Source organism: Methylotuvimicrobium buryatense 5G (assembly GCF_000341735.1).
GTDB classification, from domain to species: domain Bacteria; phylum Pseudomonadota; class Gammaproteobacteria; order Methylococcales; family Methylomonadaceae; genus Methylotuvimicrobium; species Methylotuvimicrobium buryatense.
In genome coordinates, this window is record NZ_KB455575.1 from 1788962 (window position 1) to 1811273 (window position 22312).

12 protein-coding genes are annotated in these 22312 nt (G+C 49.2%); 6 read left to right on the forward strand and 6 right to left on the reverse strand.

Annotated features, from left to right (window positions below):
- Positions 1-264: 264 nt before the first annotated feature.
- From METBU_RS0108035 to METBU_RS0108055, 5 genes are all read right to left on the reverse strand, one after another.
- On the reverse strand, positions 265-804 hold the full coding sequence (locus METBU_RS0108035) for a CsiV family protein (RefSeq protein ID WP_017840123.1): 540 nt from the start codon (positions 802-804) through the stop codon (positions 265-267).
- 18 nt (positions 805-822) lie between these two features.
- Positions 823-2442: an NAD+ synthase gene (locus tag METBU_RS0108040; RefSeq protein ID WP_017840124.1), complete on the reverse strand. Its 1620-nt coding sequence runs from the start codon at positions 2440-2442 to the stop codon at positions 823-825.
- A gap of 583 nt (positions 2443-3025) precedes the next feature.
- Positions 3026-3877, reverse strand: coding sequence for a sulfurtransferase (locus METBU_RS0108045; protein ID WP_017840125.1), 852 nt, complete (start codon positions 3875-3877; stop codon positions 3026-3028).
- Positions 3878-3883: 6 nt separating this feature from the next.
- On the reverse strand, positions 3884-4864 hold the full coding sequence (locus METBU_RS0108050; RefSeq protein ID WP_017840126.1) for an NAD(P)H-quinone oxidoreductase: 981 nt from the start codon (positions 4862-4864) through the stop codon (positions 3884-3886).
- Between the two features lie 44 nt (positions 4865-4908).
- Positions 4909-8244 carry an EAL domain-containing protein gene (locus METBU_RS0108055; RefSeq protein ID WP_235726393.1) on the reverse strand — a complete coding sequence of 1112 codons (3336 nt, stop codon included), beginning with the start codon at positions 8242-8244 and terminating at the stop codon, positions 4909-4911.
- Between the two features lie 590 nt (positions 8245-8834).
- On the opposite strand from METBU_RS0108055, the gene METBU_RS0108060 reads away from it, so the two are divergent.
- Entirely contained in the window at positions 8835-9656 is an 822-nt protein-coding gene (locus tag METBU_RS0108060; protein WP_017840128.1) for a hypothetical protein, read from the forward strand.
- A gap of 1015 nt (positions 9657-10671) precedes the next feature.
- Here METBU_RS0108060 and METBU_RS0108065 read toward each other — a convergent pair.
- Positions 10672-11718 carry a sterol desaturase family protein gene (locus tag METBU_RS0108065; protein ID WP_017840129.1) on the reverse strand — a complete coding sequence of 349 codons (1047 nt, stop codon included), beginning with the start codon at positions 11716-11718 and terminating at the stop codon, positions 10672-10674.
- A 1323-nt stretch (positions 11719-13041) separates the two neighbouring features.
- Between METBU_RS0108065 and METBU_RS25225 the strand changes: the two genes are divergently transcribed.
- From METBU_RS25225 to METBU_RS0108090, 5 genes are all read left to right on the forward strand, one after another.
- Positions 13042-16200, forward strand: a complete 3159-nt coding sequence (locus METBU_RS25225; protein ID WP_017840130.1) for a GAF domain-containing protein — start codon at positions 13042-13044, stop codon at positions 16198-16200.
- Positions 16197-18401: a PAS domain S-box protein gene (locus METBU_RS25230; RefSeq protein ID WP_017840131.1), complete on the forward strand. Its 2205-nt coding sequence runs from the start codon at positions 16197-16199 to the stop codon at positions 18399-18401. The genes METBU_RS25225 and METBU_RS25230 overlap by 4 nt, the downstream gene beginning before the upstream one ends.
- A gap of 15 nt (positions 18402-18416) precedes the next feature.
- Positions 18417-18890, forward strand: a complete 474-nt coding sequence (locus tag METBU_RS23695) for a response regulator (protein WP_017840132.1) — start codon at positions 18417-18419, stop codon at positions 18888-18890.
- Positions 18883-20991 carry an EAL domain-containing response regulator gene (locus METBU_RS0108085; RefSeq protein WP_017840133.1) on the forward strand — a complete coding sequence of 703 codons (2109 nt, stop codon included), beginning with the start codon at positions 18883-18885 and terminating at the stop codon, positions 20989-20991. Before METBU_RS23695 ends, METBU_RS0108085 begins: the two co-directional genes overlap by 8 nt.
- A gap of 607 nt (positions 20992-21598) precedes the next feature.
- Positions 21599-22249 carry a hypothetical protein gene (locus METBU_RS0108090; protein ID WP_017840134.1) on the forward strand — a complete coding sequence of 217 codons (651 nt, stop codon included), beginning with the start codon at positions 21599-21601 and terminating at the stop codon, positions 22247-22249.
- The last annotated feature ends 63 nt before the right edge of the window (positions 22250-22312 follow it).

A 22312-nucleotide genomic window follows, 5' to 3' on the forward strand; every position in this document is an offset into this window, starting at 1 on the left:
ACCAAATCGAAAACAAAAAAAGCCCTAATGAAAGTGTATGGTGAACGGGAAACGGTGAATAGTGAATAGTGAATAGTGAATAGTGAATAGTGAATAGTGAATAGTGAAATGATGTGAATTTTCTACCATTTGTCAAGCACAAACTTCCCCTTTCATCTTTCCCCTTTCATCTTTCCCCTTTCATCTTTCCCCTTTCATCTTTCCCCTTTCATCTTTCCCCTTTCCCCTTTCCCCTTTCACCTTTCACCTTTCACCTTTCACCTTTCACCTTTCACCTTTCATTTTCACCTTCAATATCGCGCCGAATTTCGGATGATCGAAATAATGCTCTTCATTAAACTTAATTCGCCTCGCTTCGGACATTCTAAAAAATCGCTCGGGATCGGGCTGATACTCAAGATCTAGTGTCACGGTCAAAAAATCGCCTCGTTCGAGCTGAAAAAAACCGTCCAACACATTAGCGGCATCCTGAATTCGAACCGCATCGCCGGCGCTGTCTTCATTGATGACCTGAAACCATGCATAGTGGTCGATCGGTTGATACGTTGAAGAACGCGAAAGCGTAGCGTAGACATGGGATAACGATTTTTGTTCCGTGGCGGCCTGAGCCAATGCCGACACTTCGACGACCTGACTCGGCCATTGAATCTCGCTACGGGTCTGATCGAACAATTCGGTCGTCGCCATGTCCTGTGCGAATACGATTAATTCGACTTGAAAACGATCTTCGGCTGAAGCAAATGAGGTCCGCCAAATCAACAACACAAACCAGACCACACGAAACGCATTTTTTTTATTCTTCATCATGATTTCTTTACTATCTCAAATACCTTTGTAACCGGACGTAATCGGATAACGCCGATCGCGGCCGAAGGCTCGAGGGGTTATCCTAATACCGGGCGGCGATTGTCGACGCTTGTATTCGTTGCGATCGACCAGCGTAATCGCCCTGACGACATGCTCTGCGGCAAATCCTGCTGCAATAATTTCGTCCGCCGATTGATCGAACTCGACATAGCGCTCCAAGATCGGATCCAGAACTTCATAAGGCGGCAATGAATCCTGATCGACCTGATCCGGCGCCAATTCCGCCGACGGCGGCCGCGTTATCACTCGATCCGGAATGACTTTCGAAATCGAATTTCGGTAACGCGCCAATGCATAGACCAATAGCTTCGGGACATCTTTGATCGGCGCGAATCCGCCGGCCATGTCGCCATAAAGCGTCGCATAACCGACACTCATCTCGCTTTTATTGCCGGTGGTTAGCAACAATTTACCTTGCTTATTCGACAAGGCCATTAGCAAGACGCCGCGACAACGAGCCTGAATATTTTCCTCGGTCGTATCCTTGGCGCTGCCGGCAAATACCGGGGCCAACATCTCGTTAAATGCCGTGACAGCCGGTTCGATTGGAATCATGTGATAGTTCACACCCAACGCATTGGCTTCCGATTCGGCATCTTCGTTGCTCATCGCTTGCGTATAGCGCGAAGGCATCAACACCGCTTCGACTTTATCTGCGCCGAGCGCATCGACTGCCAATGCCAGTACCAGCGCCGAATCGATGCCTCCGGATAAACCCAATAAGGCCCCGTTAAAGCCGTTTTTGCTGACATAATCGCGAATCCCCAAGACCAGAGCCTGATATTCGCTCGACACCGGCCGATAAATCGGGGCGCATATCGATTTAATCGGTTGTTTGCCGGCAAATTCGACGACACTAAGCTGCTCCCGGAATTCCTCGGCACGAAACACGACTGAACCTTCACTATCGACAACAAATGACGCACCATCGAAAACCAATTCGTCTTGTCCGCCGATTAAATTGACATAAACTAAAGGAACGCCGGCAGCTTTAACTTGATCGCAGACGACCTGCTCGCGCTGATGAATCTTACCGGCATGGAAGGGCGACGCATTTAAGGTCAAAACGATATCCGCGCCGGCCTGACGGTTTTTGGCGATCAAACCCGACTGCCAAACATCCTCGCAAATCGTCAATGCCAGAGTCAAACCTTTCAGGTTGAATAACGCAGTCTCGGAACCGGCAGTGAAATAACGCTGTTCGTCGAATACACCGTAATTCGGCAAAACATTCTTATGATAGCGCGCAATAATTTCTCCCGACCTGCACACTACCGCCGAGTTAAACAACTTGCCGCCGGACTGTTCGGGGTATCCGAAAACCACATCGATGTCTTGCACCTGTTCGACTATCATTGTCGCGGCATGCTGGGCCCGGGCGATAAAATCCGGTCTCAGCAACAAATCCTCCGGCGGGTAACCGGTTACCGAGAGTTCCGGAAAAATAACAATATCGGCTTTTAGCCGGTCGCGGCTGTCTAGTGCCTGGACGATAATTTTTTCGGTATTGGCTTTGATATCACCAACCCGAAAATTGCTTTGTGCAATGGCTATCCTGAGAGTCGTAGCACTCATAAAAAATAATTTTCCTCTCTAAAATTCCTGTATCGCGGCTAGGCATGATCGAAGGCAAAAAGACAACCGAGTGTCCTGGTCACTGTTTCCGCTGTTTCCCAAGCTCCAGCTTGGGAAACAAACCTCGGAAGCTCCAGCTTCCCGAGACCGACACCACCGCCGTTAGGCCCCAATCAAACACCGCTCGCCTAGGCACCGATTGCAACCAGGCCGTCTTATATACTTCGCACGGCCACATTTTCAGTTTTCTGGCGCGCTCTTTTGTCCGGTAGCTGCGTTGCGAAAACAGTTACATAGCTTGCTATGCGCCTGTTTTCGCGCCTTGCTACCGAACAAAATAGCATTGCCATAAAAGCCGAAAACATGACCGTGCGAAGTATATCAACATTTTTGTAAACCGCCGCCCGCGTGATGAATCGTCTGTTCAATCTGTCTTGATCGCCTAGAAGCTAGAGCTTCCTGAGCAGGTTTCCCAAGCTGGAGCTTGGGGAAACAGCATAAAAAGAAGGGGGACTGAATATTTACGTCCTGTCATTATTCGGAGTGATTTTACAGGAACCGGAAAAATAGTTCGCGATTGGTATTAAGTAGACTCTGTCGCAACCGGGCGATTTTTATTGCGTATCCATTCGCTCCAAGATCCTGCATAAAGCTTGGAGCCGGACAAACCCGCGATGTCCATCGCCAATAGATTATGACAAGCAGTCACGCCGGAACCGCACATATGTACGACGTGTTCGGCTGGTGTGACACCGATCAATGCAGACCATTCATCGCGCAACTCTTGCGTCGCTTTGAAACGTCCGTCCGCTTGCAGATTGAATTGAAACGGCCGATTAAGCGCGCCGGGCACATGCCCCGCAACCGGATCGATAGGCTCTTGGCGACCCGAAAAACGTTCCGGAGTCCTGGCATCGATCAATTTAATCGATTTTCGTGCCAATCCGTTTTGCACTTGTTGTGCACTGAGCCAATTCGAATCGTTTAGGTAAGGCCTAAACAATGCGGGTTGAATCGAAGGTAATGCCGTCGTGATGGGATAAGCGCCTTTCCTCCACTGTTGAATCCCTCCATCGAGTACTGCGACCCGATCGTGCCCTAAACAACGCAGCAACCACCACAATCGGCCGGCAAAGGCGCCGTCGGCATCATCGTAAACCACGACCTGACTGGCGTTTGATACGCCCCAGGCACCCAGCTTTTTACATAACGAGTTAAAGTCCGGCAATGGATGGCGGCCGGTTAAATCCGTGATTCCGGACGATAGATCCCGGTCGAGATGAACGTAGCGGGCGCCTGGAATATGGCCTTGCCGGTAAGCTTTACCGCCGGCTTCGGTATCGGCCAATGAAAACCGACAATCGAAAACGACCCAGCCGGGAGTCCCGATATCCTCGGCTAATTGATCGACGGGAATTAAATTTGTATAAGCCATTGTTGTTTATACCGTAAGAATAATTTTTCCAATATGTTGACTACTTTCCATTAATGCATGCGCCTCCGCCGCTTCGGCTAAAGGTAGCACCGTATCGATAACCGGATGAATGTCGCCCGACTCCAAGAGCGGCCAAACATGCTCGCGCAACTTTCCGGCGATCGCCGACTTAAAGGTATTGTCGCGGGATCTCAAGGTCGAACCAGTAATCGTCAATCTTTTCAAAAATACTTGCAATAGATTGATTTCGGCTTTCGGTCCGCCTTGAACCGCGATTTGCACCAACCTGGCATCGAATGCCATGCATTTGAGATTGCGCGGGAAATAATCGCCGCCGATCATATCCAGAATCACATCGACGCCTCTACCGGAGGTCAATGCCGATACTTCTTCGACGAAGTCCTGTTCGCGGTAATTGATTGCGGCATCGGCGCCTAATTCAAGGCAAAACGCGCTTTTACGCGCCGACCCTGCAGTCACGAACACACGAACGCCGAAGGCCTTGGCCATCTGTATCGCCGTGACGCCGATACCGCTGCTACCGCCATGCACCAACAAGGTTTCGCCGGGCTTGAGTCCGGCGCGGTCGAATAGATTACTCCAAACCGTAAAAAAAGTCTCCGGCAGTCCGGCCGCCTGAATTACCGTTATCCCTTTCGGAATCGGCAAACATAATTCGGCTGCGGCAGTGCAATACTGCGCATAACCGCCGCCGGTCACCAAGGCGCAGACACGGTCGCCTAATTGCAAATGCCGCACATCATCGCCCAAAACTGCAATGGTTCCGGCCACTTCCAGCCCGGGAATATCTGATGCGCCTGGCGGGGGCGGATATAAACCTTGGCGCTGCATAATATCGGGGCGATTAACGCCGGCCGCCTCGACGCGTATCAGCACTTCATCGGCTAATGGCATCGGCAGTGGCCGGTGCGTCGTGCCTAACTTCCCCGGTGCGACAATTTCTATCGCTTGCATGTCTTGCGGCATTTTCAATAATCCTCAAATTTAGCGCCTAACCATCAGGCCGAAGCCTAAACCGTGCGCGTTTTGAACGAGGTAATGAATTCGTAACAAATCTTGGCGTCCTCGGCGAGTTCTTCGAAACCGATTACCCGCTTGCGCCAGGGACTGAAGTCAAGCTCGTCAGGTAACTGACCTACTTCGCGATAGCCCATACTCCATTCAGGAAAAATACGTCTCCGCTCCGGCCCCTGAATAACCACCTGCATATCCTTGTGTCTCGGATCCAGTTTAATCTTTTCGACCAAAGCCAGCGCTTTTTCAGGAGAGCCTTCTAAGAGCTGCATGAACCAACCATCGCGATGCAGCAAGCAACCGGTAATACCGTTTATTTTGTTACATTGCCGGGTCTGCTCCAATAAAGCTTCGATTTCATTTTCCGGCATCGGTCGAATAGCTTGGCTGACATACAGCACAAAAAACAACGGCAACGGCGCATCGAGCGTTTGGGTTTCGATTTCGCGCTCGACGCTTTCGACAAAGGAATTCCAATCCAGCGGCCGATAAAAATAATAGCCTTGAATATAATCACAACCGAGTGCGCGCAGCTCTCTCAACTGCAATTCATTCTCAACACCTTCAGCAACCATTTTCAGACCCAAACCGCGCCCCAAGCTAATGATAGCCTGTGTCACTAAACGGTTTTCTTGATGATTCTCCAAGCCGTCGATGAAAGCCCTATCGATTTTAAGTACGCTAACCGGCAACTTAATTAATTGTGCCAACGAGGAATAACCGGTTCCGAAATCGTCGACCGCCACACGCAAGCCCTGATCGGCAAGACGACGTAACATGCGTAGATTCGTTTCGACATCGGCCATCAAAGACGTTTCGGTGATTTCGAGCAATATCCTCGAAGGATCGGCGCCGGTTTCACGAATGATTTCGGCAAATTGATCGCAAAGCGACTCCTCATCCAACTGCCTTGCCGAAACATTAACCGAAATATAAGAGGGCGCATAATCGCCCCATCGGCGACGCCATTCGGCTTCAGCCCGGCAAGCCTCCCGAAATACCCAGTTGCCGATCGCGAGGATCGAGCCGGTCATCTCGGCAATCGGTATAAAAATAGCCGGAGAAACTTCACCGGTCGATGGAAACCAGCGCAACAGTAATTCAGCCGCTATGATGCGCCCGGTTGCAGCACAAACAATCGGTTGAAATCGGGGGGAAAACTCATCGCGCTCGACCGCCAACCGCAACCCCTGCGTAATCGACAACCTCAAGCGCACTTTTTCCTGTAAGCTGTCGTTAAAAAAATACCAGCTATCCTTACCCAGCATTTTGACTTCAGACATCGCCGTATCAGCGGAACGCAACAAGTCATCGGCCGAATGCGTGCTGCCTTGGCCTACCGCAATACCGACACTGGCTGTTACCGATACCTGATTGCCATTGAGATCTATTGGCTGCCTCAAGGCTTCATTAATCCGTTCGGCGAGCGTTGAAATCATTGTCGGGTTCTCTAATTGCTCGCAAAGCACGACAAATTCATCGGCGGATAAATGCGCTACAGTATCGCCGGGCCTCACAATCTCCATTAGGCGCCTTGCTGCCGTTTTTAGCACCTGATCGCCAACCTTATGATCATGTATATCGTTGACAAACCTAAAATCATCAAGGTCTACAAATAACAAGGCAACGTTGGTGCCTTGCCTACGCGAACGTTGCAAAGCATCCGTCAGCCTTTCGCGAAGCAGTCTTCGGTTCGGCAATTCGGTTAGAGCGTCGTGTGTTGCAGACCATAAAATTTCGTCTTCGACTCGTTTGTTTTCGGTAATATCGCGCATCGTGACGACTAATAGCCAATGCCCGTCCTGACGAAATTTAGCGATCGAGGCTTCCAAAGGAAAAAAAGTACCGTCTTTACGATAGCCTGTTACCGGACTACGCCCGCTCATGCGCCTCTCGGTTTCTTCGCCTTCGACGAATAAGCGAAACATCTGGACATGCCGTTCGCGCAAATGCGGCGGCAACAACAGATGAACTGAAAGCCCTATTAATTCTTTGTTGGAATACCCGAATACCTGGCAAGCGTTCGTGTTGGCTTCGACGATGATACCGAATTCGTCGGTCGCCAAAATCGCCATATCGGCGATCGACAAAATATCCCAAGCGGTACTTAGTTTTTGCATTAATTGCTTGGCATCGTCGGTAATCAATCGCGAGACCGAATCGACCTTACCCGCCTCGGCCGATTGTCGTGCCTGCATTCGATAACGATCAGGGATCACTGGAGGTATGAGACCGAAGCTTTCGATAATTCTAAACGAACCCTCAGCGGTACACCGTGATAGATAAGTGTTGACAGAGGCATGATGAGTATTCGCATCCATTTGCACGCGTCCTTGCGGACCTTTGATAGACACGTTTTCGAGTGCCGAAACCAAGGCTTCGGGATGCACCGATCCGGCAGTCTCTACGGCACTGGCAAAAGCCTTCACACATAAATAGGTTGCCTCGCCGAAATTAGTCAGTATACCGTTACCGAAGGGCCAAAGGCCGTCGATACCCGGCAGTTGCTCAAGCCTCGCCAAATAATTACGGTTTTCCGGCGTATCCACGCTCATGAAATAGGAGTTCGAAGAATAAAAGCCATCGCGCACCGAGGCCGACAACCTTGAAGCCATGATCTCGTCGAAATGCCCCATAACGACCGTCATGCGGTTTTTTAAACCTAACTCCGAAAAACGGGTTAAGAGCTTGACTTGATCGATGCCCGCAAAAAATGGTGCAAAAACATCGGCCCCCGAGTGCGCAACTTGTTTTAACAAATTGTCGATTTCACGGTACGAAACGCCGATCGACAAATATTCCTCTCCGACCACCGCTCCGCCCAGCTCCGTCAAAGCGCGTTTCGCGGCATCGATAGAACCTCTAGGCCATTCGTAATTATTACCCGCGAAAAACATTTTCTGACCGTAATATTTGGCCATACAAGCAATCATTTTATCGATTTGCTGATTAGGCAAAGCCGCAAAATGAAAAAAATACCTACCGGATATACTGCCTTCGTAAAACGAAAAATTGAGATAAGGTATCCTTCTCGGTTCGGCGACTTGAGTCGCGACCAGAATCCGGGAGTTCGACAGCAGATTACCGATGATCGCCGAACAACGATGCTCGTCGACAAGCTTAATAGCTGCTTGTACCGCTGTTTCCGGCAAACTACCATCATCCTCGACGATCAATTGCAAAGGCTGCCCAAGCACTCCGCCCCGCTCGTTGATTTCGCCGCAAGCAATCGTTGCGGCACGAACGATTTCGTCACCGTAGATCCCGACTAATCCTGTCAACGGGGGCATGAGCCCTAGTCGTATCGGTTCATTACAATCGTTATTACTCACTGTGTTGCTCTAAAATTTAGTAACCATTCGGCACATATCTGCTGACTTAAACATAATTAATTTCCTGATTAGCAAGATGCTTCAGCTTGCCGAAGCCAACTGTCCGAGCAGTTGCCAGTCGTAGCCACTCCTGCGGGACGGGTTATTTAACCCGTCCCCAACGTTTCGGTTTGCCCTAAACATTTCGACTGACTTCGGCCAAAGTCAAAACGTTTAGAACGGGGTTGCAAACCCCGTCCTGCTAGGGATATGCTGGTTTTTGGGCTTTAGCTGAAGAAACTTGCTAATCAGGATTAATTTTATAAGGAATGATACAGCTAATACCTAAGTTTAATTCGAAATGCATTTACAAGTCGGATCATTAAATGCCGCACATCCCACACAACGAAAAAGGTTAACAAAAATATGCTGAATCCATCAATGCTGTCAAATAGCAGCGACTACTCACGTCCATGGAACGAATCGATTAACCCCGATAACGGCAGAAATCGATAATTGACTTTATATCATTTAACTGTTAATAAGTTCCGCTGGCCGAAAAAACCACTTAATTAATAAAAATAGGCCATCCATTCCAAGAGGGGAAAACAATGTCATTGAATCCGAATAACGAGCATAGCGAATTGCTCGGCCAGTTAGCACACCTTGAACAGCAAGTTTCAATTTTAACACAAGCTCTACAAACGAAATCCGAAACAGTGGAATCGCTGGAAAAATCCTTATCGGAAAGCCAAAGCCGCTTAGCCGAATTGGAAGCGGCTCTTAATATCGCTCAGCATTCCTTGCTCAGTTTAATATGGATGAAAATCGCCGAATACCGTCGCCTTCTACAAGGCGGCACGCTTGGCGCATCGACGGTAGCGAAACTCGCACAAATCAAAGACCTGATCGAAGTCGCCCGTTCATTGCCCGTAACCGCAAAAGACTTTTTCGCGATGAATATACTGGAAAACGGCACACGAAAGTTGAACGACGCCAAAGTCGATGTGTTGAATTATTATCAAAACATTTTAAACACACTGGCAAGCCGCCATCGCGATATGCTTGGCCAATTTAACGGCAATTATCGCCACTTGACCGACGAAATTCTTCATATGCTCGACCAAAAAGTACTGTGGACGATTAAAAACGCTCGCGACGACTTCAAGGAGATTTGGCAAGCAGCCCCTGGAGAGATCAAGTTTTTTTGGCGAGGCAAAATTGTCAGCCCAATCCAACAAAGAGCCGGATCCACTTTTATCGAGATTCACAAATTACAGATGGAGGCTCAAATTTTGCTCTCTCGGTTCGCACGCTACCTAAAACAATTATTCAACGACATGCAAACCTTGATTACCGACAAAATCAATGGCGTTAAAGAAAAAAGTAACGAAGGGAGTATCGGTCGGGACATGACCGGAAGCTATGCCTAATCATTGATTTAGGCTTGCTTTAATGACAAAGGATGGTAATGATTCCTGATCGGTATTCTCAAATTTCGGCATTAACGTATTGATACGCCGGGATGCCTGGGTTTCCCAAGCTCTTGCTTGAAAAACCACTGCGTGAAGTTCTGGCTTCGCGGTACAAGTGAAAACGAAGCAGGAGTATTTTCTGGTTCCTACGGTCCTGAGTCTGAGAAAGTATTAAATATTGCGAAATAACCATGAAGAACATAAAGCAACATGAAGAACAGCAATTCCCAGTTTGAGCAGTTTCGCCGATTTTAGGGTGTGGGGTATGCCTGTCGAGGAACGCCGTAAACCCATCCATGGGGGCTTGGCGGCAGCTCCCTGCTGCCGACATCCTCGCCAAGCATACCCCACACCCTTTTTGATCTCCAAATTGGGAATTGCTGACATGAAGAATTAGATTGTTAATTTTAAGTCTTTTTCTTCATTACCTTCATATTCTACATGGTGAATAAATTTTGCAATCTTAGCCAATGAGCCTTCGATACCATTTTTTGTTGCTTAACACTCTCGGCTCCGAAATCGCGATCAGGGGATCGCTCCCACAAAGGCTACCTGTGCTGTGGAAGCGACGCCTTAGTTGCGACTTTCGAAGACAATGACGTTCAATTTTCACAGTTTTATAAAAAATTACCGCTTCAAGTTATTCGATAAACTCTGTCAATCAAGTGTAGCGGTAGTTGTGAATAACGACGAGGGCAGGAGCATCGAAACGAGGAATTCTTCATGATCTTCATGGTGAAATGCTTTATCTAGGATATACCTTTCGCACTTCAAATTTCGGCAGTGCCTGAGGAGGCGCCGGGGTGCTCGGCAAGGCTTTGCCAGCATGGAGCTGGCATAGAGCCTACAGGGACGTATTCACGGCGTCCTTTGACGTGTACCCTGGTGCCGGATTTTGATCTACGATGGGTATAAATACAAATGATTATCTTAAAGAACGGGCATGAATCATGCCCGTTCTTTACCGATTAGATCAACTCTGCATGACTCCATTATTTTTGAGGCCTAGCTTCAACAAACTCCCCATATCGAACCGGAAGCGTTTTTTGATGGCATTGCCGGAATAAGCATTCCGAACGACTTCGCGTTCCGCCTCCAACCAATCAAGCATTTCATTACCCGGCTCAAAACCGCGCTTTTCGGCTCTGAAATAAGCCGCCTCGGCAATCATCGGCATGGCCTCGGGAATATCACCGACAGGATTCGCCTTTGGCTCCGACGTCACACCGAACTTTAATAATTTGAAAAAAGTCAGCGGCGGTTGGCTATTAAGTCCAATTTGTTTGGGCTCCAACTCGATCAAGGTTCCGAACAGACGGTCCCAAATCGAAAACACCGCGCCGTAATTCCTGTCATGCTCGGCTCGAACCGTCGAGTGATGAACCCGATGCAGATAGGGAGTAATGAATAAATACCCTAGGTCTTTTTCTCGAGAAAATGCAATATTTGCGTGATGAAACATAACAAACAGCATCATCAATAATTCATAAGCCAATACACTGGCCTTATCGAAACCGAAAATGACGATACTGAGCGCTTTAATCAATGTAGCAGCCAATATCTCCAAAATATGCACACGATATGCAGTCGAGGCATTCAGATATGGCTCACTGTGGTGGACTTTATGAAATAGCCATAAAACATCGAAGTCATGACAAGCCTTGTGCCAAAGGTAAAACACTAAATCCAGCACAATTAACGACAACGCAGCCTTGATCAATGAATCCGACATCCCGCTCAAAATACCCGCACCGGAAAAATGCTCTGCCACGACCAGCAACGATGAAACCGACAATAACGACAATACCAAACTGTTGAATAATAATAAGGCAATATTAACCCGATAAGAGTTTTTTAAATTACTTTTCGGCAATTTCTTTCGAGGACGATGCGCTTCGATGGCGGACAAAATGATAAAAAACATCAATAATGTAAACCCGGCCAAATCGAATGAAGTGATCATCGGCCAACTAGCTATCGCTTCAAAAAGATTCATGGAAGCATTCATTGTTTGAGTCATGGACTTATCCTCACAGAAGTAACAAAAAATCGGCTAAAAACAGTAATTCCTAGTTCGAACATGTTTCTTAACGTTATTTGGCTTCCCACTTAAGGCGGGACAAAAGCACTAAGGATTAACCTTAAACTGTCCCGTGTTAAGTGAGTAGCCCGTTATTTATCACGAAATTCATAGTCACTTTGTTCGATGCAAAGCACTTGCCAAAATCCATATATTTTGGTAAACGCTCACCCCATCCATTAACGACAACCTATTTAATCTTTAGATTTCATCATATTAAAAACGTTTCCCGGTTTTTTTATAAATCCCGCTGCCGCTAGGCAAACAACCATCACTGTTGCATTAAGACAACTATTTGTACCAACTAGGTGCAATTGTTTCTTATTTGCGCACCAAAGCCGCACTTTCAACAGCATTATTCACAGAAGCGATCAGATTTTCGAGCCGCGCCTACCCGCCAACGTCATTAAGTTACCTGATTAGCAAGATGCTTCAGCTTGCCGGAGCCAAGTGCCCGAGCGGGCTAGTCGTAACCGCAGCGACTTCTGCGGGACGGGTTATTTAACCCGTCCCCAACGTTTCGGTTTGCCCTAAACATTTCGGCTGACTTCGGCCAAAGTCAAAACGTTTAGGACGGGGTTGCAAACCCCGTCCTGCCAGGGTTTTCGCGCCGCGCCTACCCGCCAACGTCATTAAATTACCTGATTAGCAAGTTTCTTCAGCTAAAGCCCAAAAACCAGCATATCCCTAGCAGGACGGGGTTCGCAAGCCATGCGCGTCAAGCTAAAAACGGCCAACCCACATCACGCTCTTTCCCAAGCTCCAGCTTGGGAAAGACACCCCGGAAGCTCCAGCTTCCTGAGACCGACACAACCTCCACACATTCTGAATCAAACCCGACTCGCTCGTTCAATCTTTCTTGATTTTCGGGAAGCTAGAGCTTCCTGAACAGGTTACCCAAGCTAGAGCTTGGGTAACAGCATATTTTAGTTTTTGCGACTACGACTGGTCCTTGCTCGGACACTTGGCCTCGGCAAGCTGAAGCATCTTGCTAATCAGGTTAAATTAAGCAGTCATTTAAATTAAGTAATCCTGACATTCAGGCCCGAATGCGCTTCAAAAGCCTGCCATCCATGGCGGAATGAAGGGATTCTCTTAACTTAATGGCAGTGACTCCTAGGCCCTATAACCAAAATTTGTTTTTTTACGACTAACCTGTATCCTAAGCGCTAATTGATAAAAACAAACTCGCATAACCACCATCAGCGTCAATAACAACCCTAGTCAACGCCGATTTTATGAGCTCACTATAGGAACATGACAGTGCGCCAACGACTTTCAAAAGCAGCGATTATCACACTCCTGTATTTGGCTTTCGCAGGCTTTTGGATATTGACTTCGGATTGGCTGGTCGACTTACTCATCACCGATAGAACTCTATTAGTTCGCATCCAAGCTTGGAAAGGCTCGGCCTTCGTACTAATGACCGCGGTCATCCTTTATGCTTTGTTGCGATTAAAGCTTCCATCTCCGCATGAGACAAACTCCGGAGCCACCGGCTTCCGCGCCAGTTTACTGATCGCTGTTTACATTTTGATGTTAATCTTGATTGGCGGTATCGGCTACCTGGTGTATCGGCAGCAGGCCCTGGAGTTCACCGCGCGGCAATTTTCCGTACAGTCAACCATAGTCAAGCTCAAAGCCCGCCATATAGAAAACTGGTTAACCGAACGCCGCCAGGACATTAAACTCATACAATCCGATCCGATACTTTCAGCAATCGACGCACCCGTTTCCGGGCAACTAGATAAAACACTTGAAGCCAAACTACAAAGCTATTTCAACGCCCTGCTCGAAACCAAAGAATGGGTCGGCGTAACGCTCTATACCAAGCAAGGACATCCTTTATTCACTACCGGCGAAGCCATCGAAGCCACTGCAGCAGTGCGGCAAGCCATTATCGACTCGTCACGATCCCGGCAATTGGCGATCAACGACATACATCGCCTCAGATCCGAGCCCGACCAATATCGACTTGAATTTATCGCACCGATAATCATCAACGAGCCGCAAAAAATCTTTGTCATGGTGGTATTGAGCGCCGATCCGACTATAGAACTCTATAAATCCCTCAATGAATGGTCGGCCATTTCCGCCGATTCGGAATTATTTTTAGTGCGCCGAGAAGGCGATGAAGTGGCCTATCTCAACAGAACCGAATGGATAAGCAACTATCCGCTCACACACCGCAAACCGTTAAGCCGAGTAAACTTGTCCGCTACCCGAGCAGTACTCGACGGAGCCGGTTTTTGCAGATGCATCAATGACCGTGATATGGAAGTATGGGCCGCATTTCAACCGATCTCCGGCATGCCTTGGCATGTCTTATTAGAAAGTAATGCCGATGCAATGTTGAAACCGTTGAAACTACGGGCAAAATTGATTTTTCTGGTGGTAATATTCGCGGTTGGCGCCGGAGGTCTTGCCGTTTTGCTGCTCTGGCGCAGTCAACAAATGCGTTTTGCCTTATTCCGACAACGGCAACTGGAAGATCGAGCAGCAATTGTCGGGCATTATGACAGGTTGGTTAAACTGGCGCGCGATATCTTTTTACTAACCGATCTCGAAGGACGCATCGTCGAAGCCAACGAAGCCGCCTCATCGGCATACGGTTACGAGATCGACGAATTGTGCTCGATGACTATCCGCGACTTAACGCCGTCGCATCTTCAGTCCGCCATCCAAAACATCTGGCCGTCCGCCGACACGAAGGGCGGCGCGTTGTTCGAGATATTACAATTACGCAAAAACGGCGATATCTTTCCGGTCGAAATCAGTTGCAGTCCTTTAGAGATCGACGGCAATCTTTACTGGCAAAGCTTTATTCGTGACATTAGCGCTCGACAAGCCGCCGAAGAGCAAATACAGCGCCTCAACAAAGCCTATGCAACACTCAGCGAAACCAATCAGGCAATCGTAAGAACTCGCGATCCGGACAAGCTTTTTCAGCGCCTCTGCCGCATCGCGGTCGAATACGGAGGTTACCTTGGCGCTTGGATCGGCCGCATCGACGACATATCCGGCCGAATCGAACCGGCAGCCAGCTACGGCGCGCTCGATGAATACCTCCGTCAAACCGAAATCGAGATCGCCCCCGATTCACCGAAAGGCCGAGGACCGACCGCTAACGTCATGCGCAAAGGACGCCCTTATTATTGCGAGGACTTTCTTAACGACCCGGCAACCGCGCCATGGCACGACCTGGCCCGGCAATACGGCATCGGCGCATCGGTCGCGCTGCCCTTGCGGTGCAGCAACCGATTGGTCGCGGTATTCAACCTTTATGCCGCCGAAACGCATATTTTCGACCGGCAAATGCGCACTTTGTTGGAAGAAATGGCTCAGGATATTTCTTTCGCATTGGATAATTTCGAACGCGAAACCGCGCGTAAACAAGCCGAACATAGATTAAAAACACTCTTCGAGACGATACCCGATTTTGTATGGCTAAAAGATCATAGCGGTACCTTCCTGGCCTGCAATCCGGCTATCGTAAAATTATTCGGAGTCCCTGTATCCGAAATTATCGGCAAAACCGATTACGACTTTGTCGACTCGGAAACAGCGGATGCTTTCCGCGCGAACGACCTCGCCGCGGCAGCCGCTGGAAAGCCGGTCACGAACGAAGAAACACTGACTTTTTCGGGAGACGGGCGCAGCATTCGGGTGCAAACCACAAAAACGCCGATGTACGACGCCAAAGGAAAACTCATCGGCGTTCTCGGTATCGCCCGAGACATCAGCGAACTCAAACAACAGCAAGCTTTGCTCGCCGCAGCAAACAATACCTTGGAGCAAATCGCCGAAGGACGGCCGCTAACGACAATACTGAAACATATCGCCCGTAACATAGAACAGCTCAGCCCCGACATGCTGTGCTCGATCTTGTTAATGGATGCGGACGACTTACATCTTAGGCACGGATCGGCACCGAGCCTGCCCGATGGCTACAACCGATCTGTGGACGGTATTGAAATCGGGCCTTCCGTCGGTTCCTGCGGCACCGCGGCTTTTACTAAGCAACCGGTATTCGTCGACGATATCGCCGAAAGCCCGCTATGGAAAAATTTTAATCGCCTCGCTCTCGATCATGGTTTACGCGCCTGCTGGTCCACACCGATTTTTTCCGGGACCGGCAAGGTACTCGGCACTTTTGCGGCTTATTACCGAACGCCGCGCCACGCAACCGAAAGCGAGCGACAGTTAATCAATACCTTTGCGCATTTAGCCGCGATTACGATCGAAAGAGAACAGGATACTCAAAAACTTAACCGGCAATTAGACGAACTGCGCCGCTGGCACACGGTCACCTTAGACAGAGAGTCGAGGATCATCGACTTGAAACAAGAAGTCAACGCCCTACTAACCCGGCTCGGCGAACCGACGCGCTACTCCGTTTCAGTACAGGAACTCAAGCCATGATTGTTTCCGGAGCGCTAGCAATACTCCAAAATGCCGCATTACTGCTGACGATCGCGCTAGCCTTCGACATGACGGCCGGGCGTTTCTTATTCAAGCCTAAGTTAGCCGGACAAATTGTAATCGGCCTGGGTATTGCCTTGATCGGCATGGTCATCATGCTGACGCCTTGGTATTATCAACCCGGCATCATCTTCGATACTCGGTCGGTACTGTTAAGTATTACCGGTCTGTTTTTCGGCACCATCCCGACAGCCGTTGCCATGGCCGGCACAGCGGCACTACGACTCTATCAAGGCGGAATTGCGACATGGACCGGAGTTTCGGTCATTATCGTATCGGGACTCGCCGGCATACTCTGGCGGCATTTTCGGCCATCGCCGCTCGTCGAAATATCGTGGCGCGAACTTTGGCTATTCGGGCTTTTCGTTCATGTTTTGATGCTAGCCTTGATGCTGATCCTTCCTTATTCCACCGCAGTTCGGGTTCTGTCTGATATCGCCTTACCGGTTTTGACGATCTACCCTTTAGCGGTTGTCATGCTCGGATCGCTAATGATAATAAGGCTTCGCCGCGACCGCGACACTGAGATGCTTCGCGAAAGCGAGACGCGATTTCGCACCTTATTCGAGCAAGCCGCGGCAGGCGTTGCTCAGATCGACATACGCACCGGCCGCTTCATGCGAATCAATCGACGATTTTGCGATATCGTCGGATATACCCGCAATGAAATGGAACAATTGACCTATCAAAGCATCACGCATCCCGAAGATCTAGCAGCCGACAACGCAAAAACGCAGCGACTCCTGGCCGGAGAAATTCGCGAATTTTCAATGGAAAAACGTTATATCCATAAAAATGGGCGCTGCGTTTGGGTCAATTTAACGGTTTCGCCGTTATGGGAACAAGGCCAGTCGCCGAACGGGACGGTCGCGATCGTGATCGATATCACCAAACGAAAACAAGCCGAACAAGCCACTCATGCGGCACGAACCGAAACCGAACAATTGTTAAAGGAATCGGACCGACAGCGCTTGGTATTATTAAGCTTGATCGAAGATCAAAAATCGGCCGAAATAGCATTGAAAGAAAGCGAAACGCGTTACCGTTCACTTGCTAATAACGGGCGCATGCTGATTTGGTCGGCGCGCCTCGATAAGTTATGCGACTATTTCAACGAACCCTGGCTTGAATTCACCGGCCGGACGCTGGAGCAAGAATGGGGGTTCGGCTGGGCTGAAGGCGTGCATCCCGATGATTACGATCGTTGCGTGCAAGTCTATAATGAGGCTTTCGACAAGCGCGAGAAATTCTCTATCGTTTACCGCTTGCGTCGTCACGACGGGGAATACCGTTGGCTTATCGACGACGGCGTGCCTCGTTACGATCACAAGAGCGATTTTGTCGGCTATCTGGGCTACTGCTTGGACATCACCGAACGAATCGAAGCGGAACAGGAAGTGCTCAGGCTGAATGCCTATCTGGAACGACGAGTTAGCGAGCGCACGGCCGAGTTGGAACAAGCCAATAAAGAACTCGAATCGTTTTCCTATTCGGTTTCGCACGATCTACGCGCACCGCTTCGCGCCATTAACGGTTTTGCGCAAATTCTGGCACGCAGACATAGCGATACGCTCAATGACGAGGGCCGCCATTATCTCGATAATGTCATCGAAGCCGGAAACCGTATGAGCCAATTGATTGAGGACCTACTGGAATATTCTCGCACCGGGCGGCGCGCCGTACAAATGAGCCCGATAGCCCTATCGCCGTTGCTGAAACAGCTATCGGCAACATTTGCCGAACGCATAACGGCCACTCAAGCCACGCTTGAAATCATCGAACCGCTGGCGTCACCGATCGGCGACGCCACTTTAGTTGGGCAAATATTATCCAACTTACTCGATAATGCGTTAATTTACCGTAAACCGGATATACCGCCCATAATCGCAATCTCGTCGCGCATTAATAAAGGTCAAATCATTATTCAAGTGACCGATAACGGCATAGGTATCGAGCCCGAGTATTATGATAAAATTTTTCAGGTTTTTCAGCGCCTGCACAATGAAGACGAATACCCGGGAACGGGGATAGGTCTCGCCATCGTCGCCAAATCGGCACGCATGATGGGCGGTTCGGTAGAAGTCGAATCCACCCCCGGAAACGGCAGCACGTTTAGTATTCGGCTTCCCGCCGCCAATTAAAGCATGAGAATCGTTATGAATAATGAGGCCTTTATATTGTTAGTGGACGATAATCGCATGGATATCGAATTAGCACTGGACGCCTTCCATGAAGCCCGGCTGATCAACCGAATCGAAACGGCTTCAAGCGGCCGCGAAGCGCTCGATTATTTATTCGGACGCGGCGACTACGGCGACCGGAAGCGTTATCCGTTACCAGATCTGATACTGCTTGATCTAAAAATGCCGGGTATCGACGGCTTCGATGTACTCAAGCAAATCAAAACCGCACCATTGATCAAACGCATACCGGTCGTTATTTTGACTTCATCGCGCGAAGAAGGCGACCGGGCTTTATCTTACGATATCGGCGCTAATTCCTATCTGGTCAAACCCGTGTCGTTTTCCGGCTTTATCGAAGTCATCAAGCAAATCGAAAACTATTGGTTAAGTCTAAATATCGGGCCGCCGCTCGGAGTTACCTCTAAACCTGAGGCTGAAAATGACTAAATCATTTATGGAACGTAACGAAGTATTGCGTATTCTGATCGTCGAGGACGTCCCGGTCGATGCCGAGCTGATGGTATTACAATTGAAGGATGACGGATTAATTTTCGATTGGCAACGGGTTCAAAACGAAGAGGACTTTCTGCAAGCGCTCGATACCCGACCCGATTTGATTTTAACCGACTGGTGTCTGCCGCAATTTAGCGGCCTCAAAGTCTTGGAACTGCTTCATAACCGCGATAACGACATTCCTGTCGTCGTTGTTTCCGGCAGTATCGGCGAGGAAATCGCGATCGATGCCTTGCAAAAAGGCGCTTTCGATTATGTGTTGAAAGACCGCCCTGCTCGCTTGGGCGCCGCGATCCGGCATGCGCTGGAGGAAAAAGAACTACGCGACGAACGCAAACGCTATCTCGAAAAGCTGCGTCTCGCCGACCAGGTCTTTGAATCGACCGGCGAAGGCATCATCGTTACCGACATCGACGCCAATATCGTAGCCGTTAATCCGGCCTTCGAGCAAATCACCGGCTATACCAAGATCGAGGTGTTAGGCAAAAACCCCAGCATCCTGAAGTCCAACCACCAAGACAGGTCTTTTTTTTTCGAGTTGTGGAATACTTTATTAGGCACAGGCCATTGGCGCGGCGAAGTCTGGAATCGGCGTAAAAACGGCGAAGTTTATCCGGAATGGTTGACTATCAGTGCGGTCAAAAACAGCGAAGGCACCACCACGCATTTTGTCGGCGTGTTCAACGATATCAGCTCGGTCAAGGAAGCCCAAGCGCAACTCGACTTTCTGGCTCATCACGATGCATTAACACGCCTACCTAATCGCACCTTATTCAGAGACCGTCTCGGGCATGCCTTGATCCATGCGCAACGGGAAAACAAGAATCTAGCCGTATTATTTCTTGATCTGGACCGGTTCAAAACAATTAACGACACTCTGGGTCACCCGGTAGGCGACGACTTATTGAAACAAGCCGCCGATCGTATGCAACAAGCGATTCGAGCTGACGATACGCTGGCCCGACTAGGCGGCGACGAATTCGTTCTGCTGTTGGAAGACGATTCCACCGCGCATCACGCGGTCATCGTCGCACATAAATTATTGCAAATTTTTAACCGGCCGATGTTCATCGAGGACCACACGTTAACCGTGACCGCCAGCATCGGCATCGCACTGTTTCCGCAAGACGGCAAAGACGTCGACACGCTATTGAAACATGCCGACCTGGCCATGTATCAAGCCAAACAACAAGGCCGTAATACGTATCAGTTCTTTTCATCAGGCCTAACTACCGGCGCTTTCGAGCGCTTGATCATGGAAAACGCTCTGCGCGGCGCAGTCGCCCGAAACGAGCTTTTACTTTACTATCAACCTCAAATTAATTTGATCGACCGTACGCTTGCGGGAGTCGAGGCATTAGTGCGTTGGCAACACGCAGAATTAGGCATAGTATCGCCGGGGCAATTCATTCCGTTAGCCGAGGATATGGGTATCATCGCCGAAATCGGCGAATGGGTTTTAAATGAAGCCGTCAGACAAATGGCCGAGTGGCAAGCGGAAGACCTTGAAGTTCCTCGCGTTTCGGTCAACTTATCGATGCAGCAAATCGACCGGGAGGATCTCGCCGGACAAGTATCCGCAGCATTGGAGAGAATGAGTATCCCTGCCAAGCATTTGGAATTGGAAGTGACTGAATCGATGATCATGCGCCAACCGGATCAAGCCATGCGCATTTTGGATAATTTGCGTCAACAAGGTATCTTGCTATCGATTGACGATTTCGGCACCGGTTATTCCAGTCTGGCTTATTTAAAAAACCTCCCGCTGGATCGGTTAAAAATCGATCAATCTTTCGTGCAGGACATCGGCCGCGATGAACACGGCGAAGCCATCGTTCGGGTTATCATCGCGCTGGCTCGAAACCTAGGGCTGGAAGCCGTCGCGGAAGGCGTCGAGTCCGAAGAGCAAGCTCAATTTCTTGAACGCGAAGGTTGTAATATCGCTCAAGGTTATTTATTCGCGCGCCCCATGCCGGCGGATGAATTGATCCGACAAAGCGATCGATATCGATGCTCCGGCGAGAAAGCGAATTAGCCGACAATACACTGCATTAATCCTGAAAAGAGCAGTTGGCATTTGTTGTAGACCGTTCGTGCTGAGCAAAGTCGAAGCATGAAGGGTCTACAACACTTTCACCGGCCTGGTGAAGCCTCAAACTACCGTTCACCCTTCGACAGGGCTCTCCTGCGAAAGGACGCCGTAAACCCAGAACCTTAACTCACGAACTTTCACAGTAACGTTCATGAAGGCCTGGCCATCGCCCCGGCAAATGAAAGTTCTCTGGTGGGGAGGGTACGGTCACTAGCCCGACAGGACGCCGTGAATACGTCCCTGTAGGCTCGACGGCGGCTGTCCCTGCCGCCAACGCCTGTCGGTCGAGCAACCGCACCCTCTCCGGAACCGGCATTTGCTCTGTCGAGCGCCGTATATCGAAAAATTAGATAAAGGGTCTATATCTACGAACTTTCACAGTAAATATTTCAGCTTGCTTTGGTCATGTTCTAAATGTTTAGAACGGGGTTTCACGGGGTTTCAACTGCCGTCCTGCCAAGCATTGAATTGGCTTTACTCGGTTTAACTTTCGATTCGTGTTTTAGTGTATCCTAAGGTTCTTTATCAAAGCTTTACGGCCTATTGCTCAATGAAACTTAAAACTCGATTATTTAAGCATTTTTTACAGATTCTTTGCATTGTCGCCTTGTCTTTACAAACCGCAGTAGCTCAGGACTTCCACACATGGAGTTACCATCGTAACCGGGACCACTTAGCTAACCTCGAATACACCCTAGCGCGATCGCCGCTACCGAAACGGGGGAAATATGATTTAATCAGACTTGAAATCGTTTGCAAGGCGAATCAATTGCAACTAGTTGTCGATTCCAACAGTCTGATTACTTCTCAAAATCAGCCGTTCGACTTCGATTATCGAATCGATAAACAAGCGCTCGTTACGATTGAAATGCGCACCTTTTCGGATACGAGACGAAGAGCCTATAACGACGAGCATGCTCTAGCATTTGCCGAGGCATTACTAAACGGAAAATCGGTTTTCGTACGAATACATACCATGCTCAAAAACATATTGTCGGGGGCGATGCCGCTAGATGACGCACGCGAACCCATCACTCGTGTTCTCGCCGACTGCGGTATACAACGATCCGATTTGAGCAATGAAACAGCAGATTATGGCCTCACTGAATTCGAACGTGATCTAAAGCGATTGCCAACGACGCAACAACGACAATTGCTAAATCGGATCCGACAAATGATAAAAGAACTTGATGCCCGCTAGCCATAGTGGCTTTCCGGCTACCACGACCTCCGTCAATGCCATTAAGTTAAGCCGTTCGTGGTG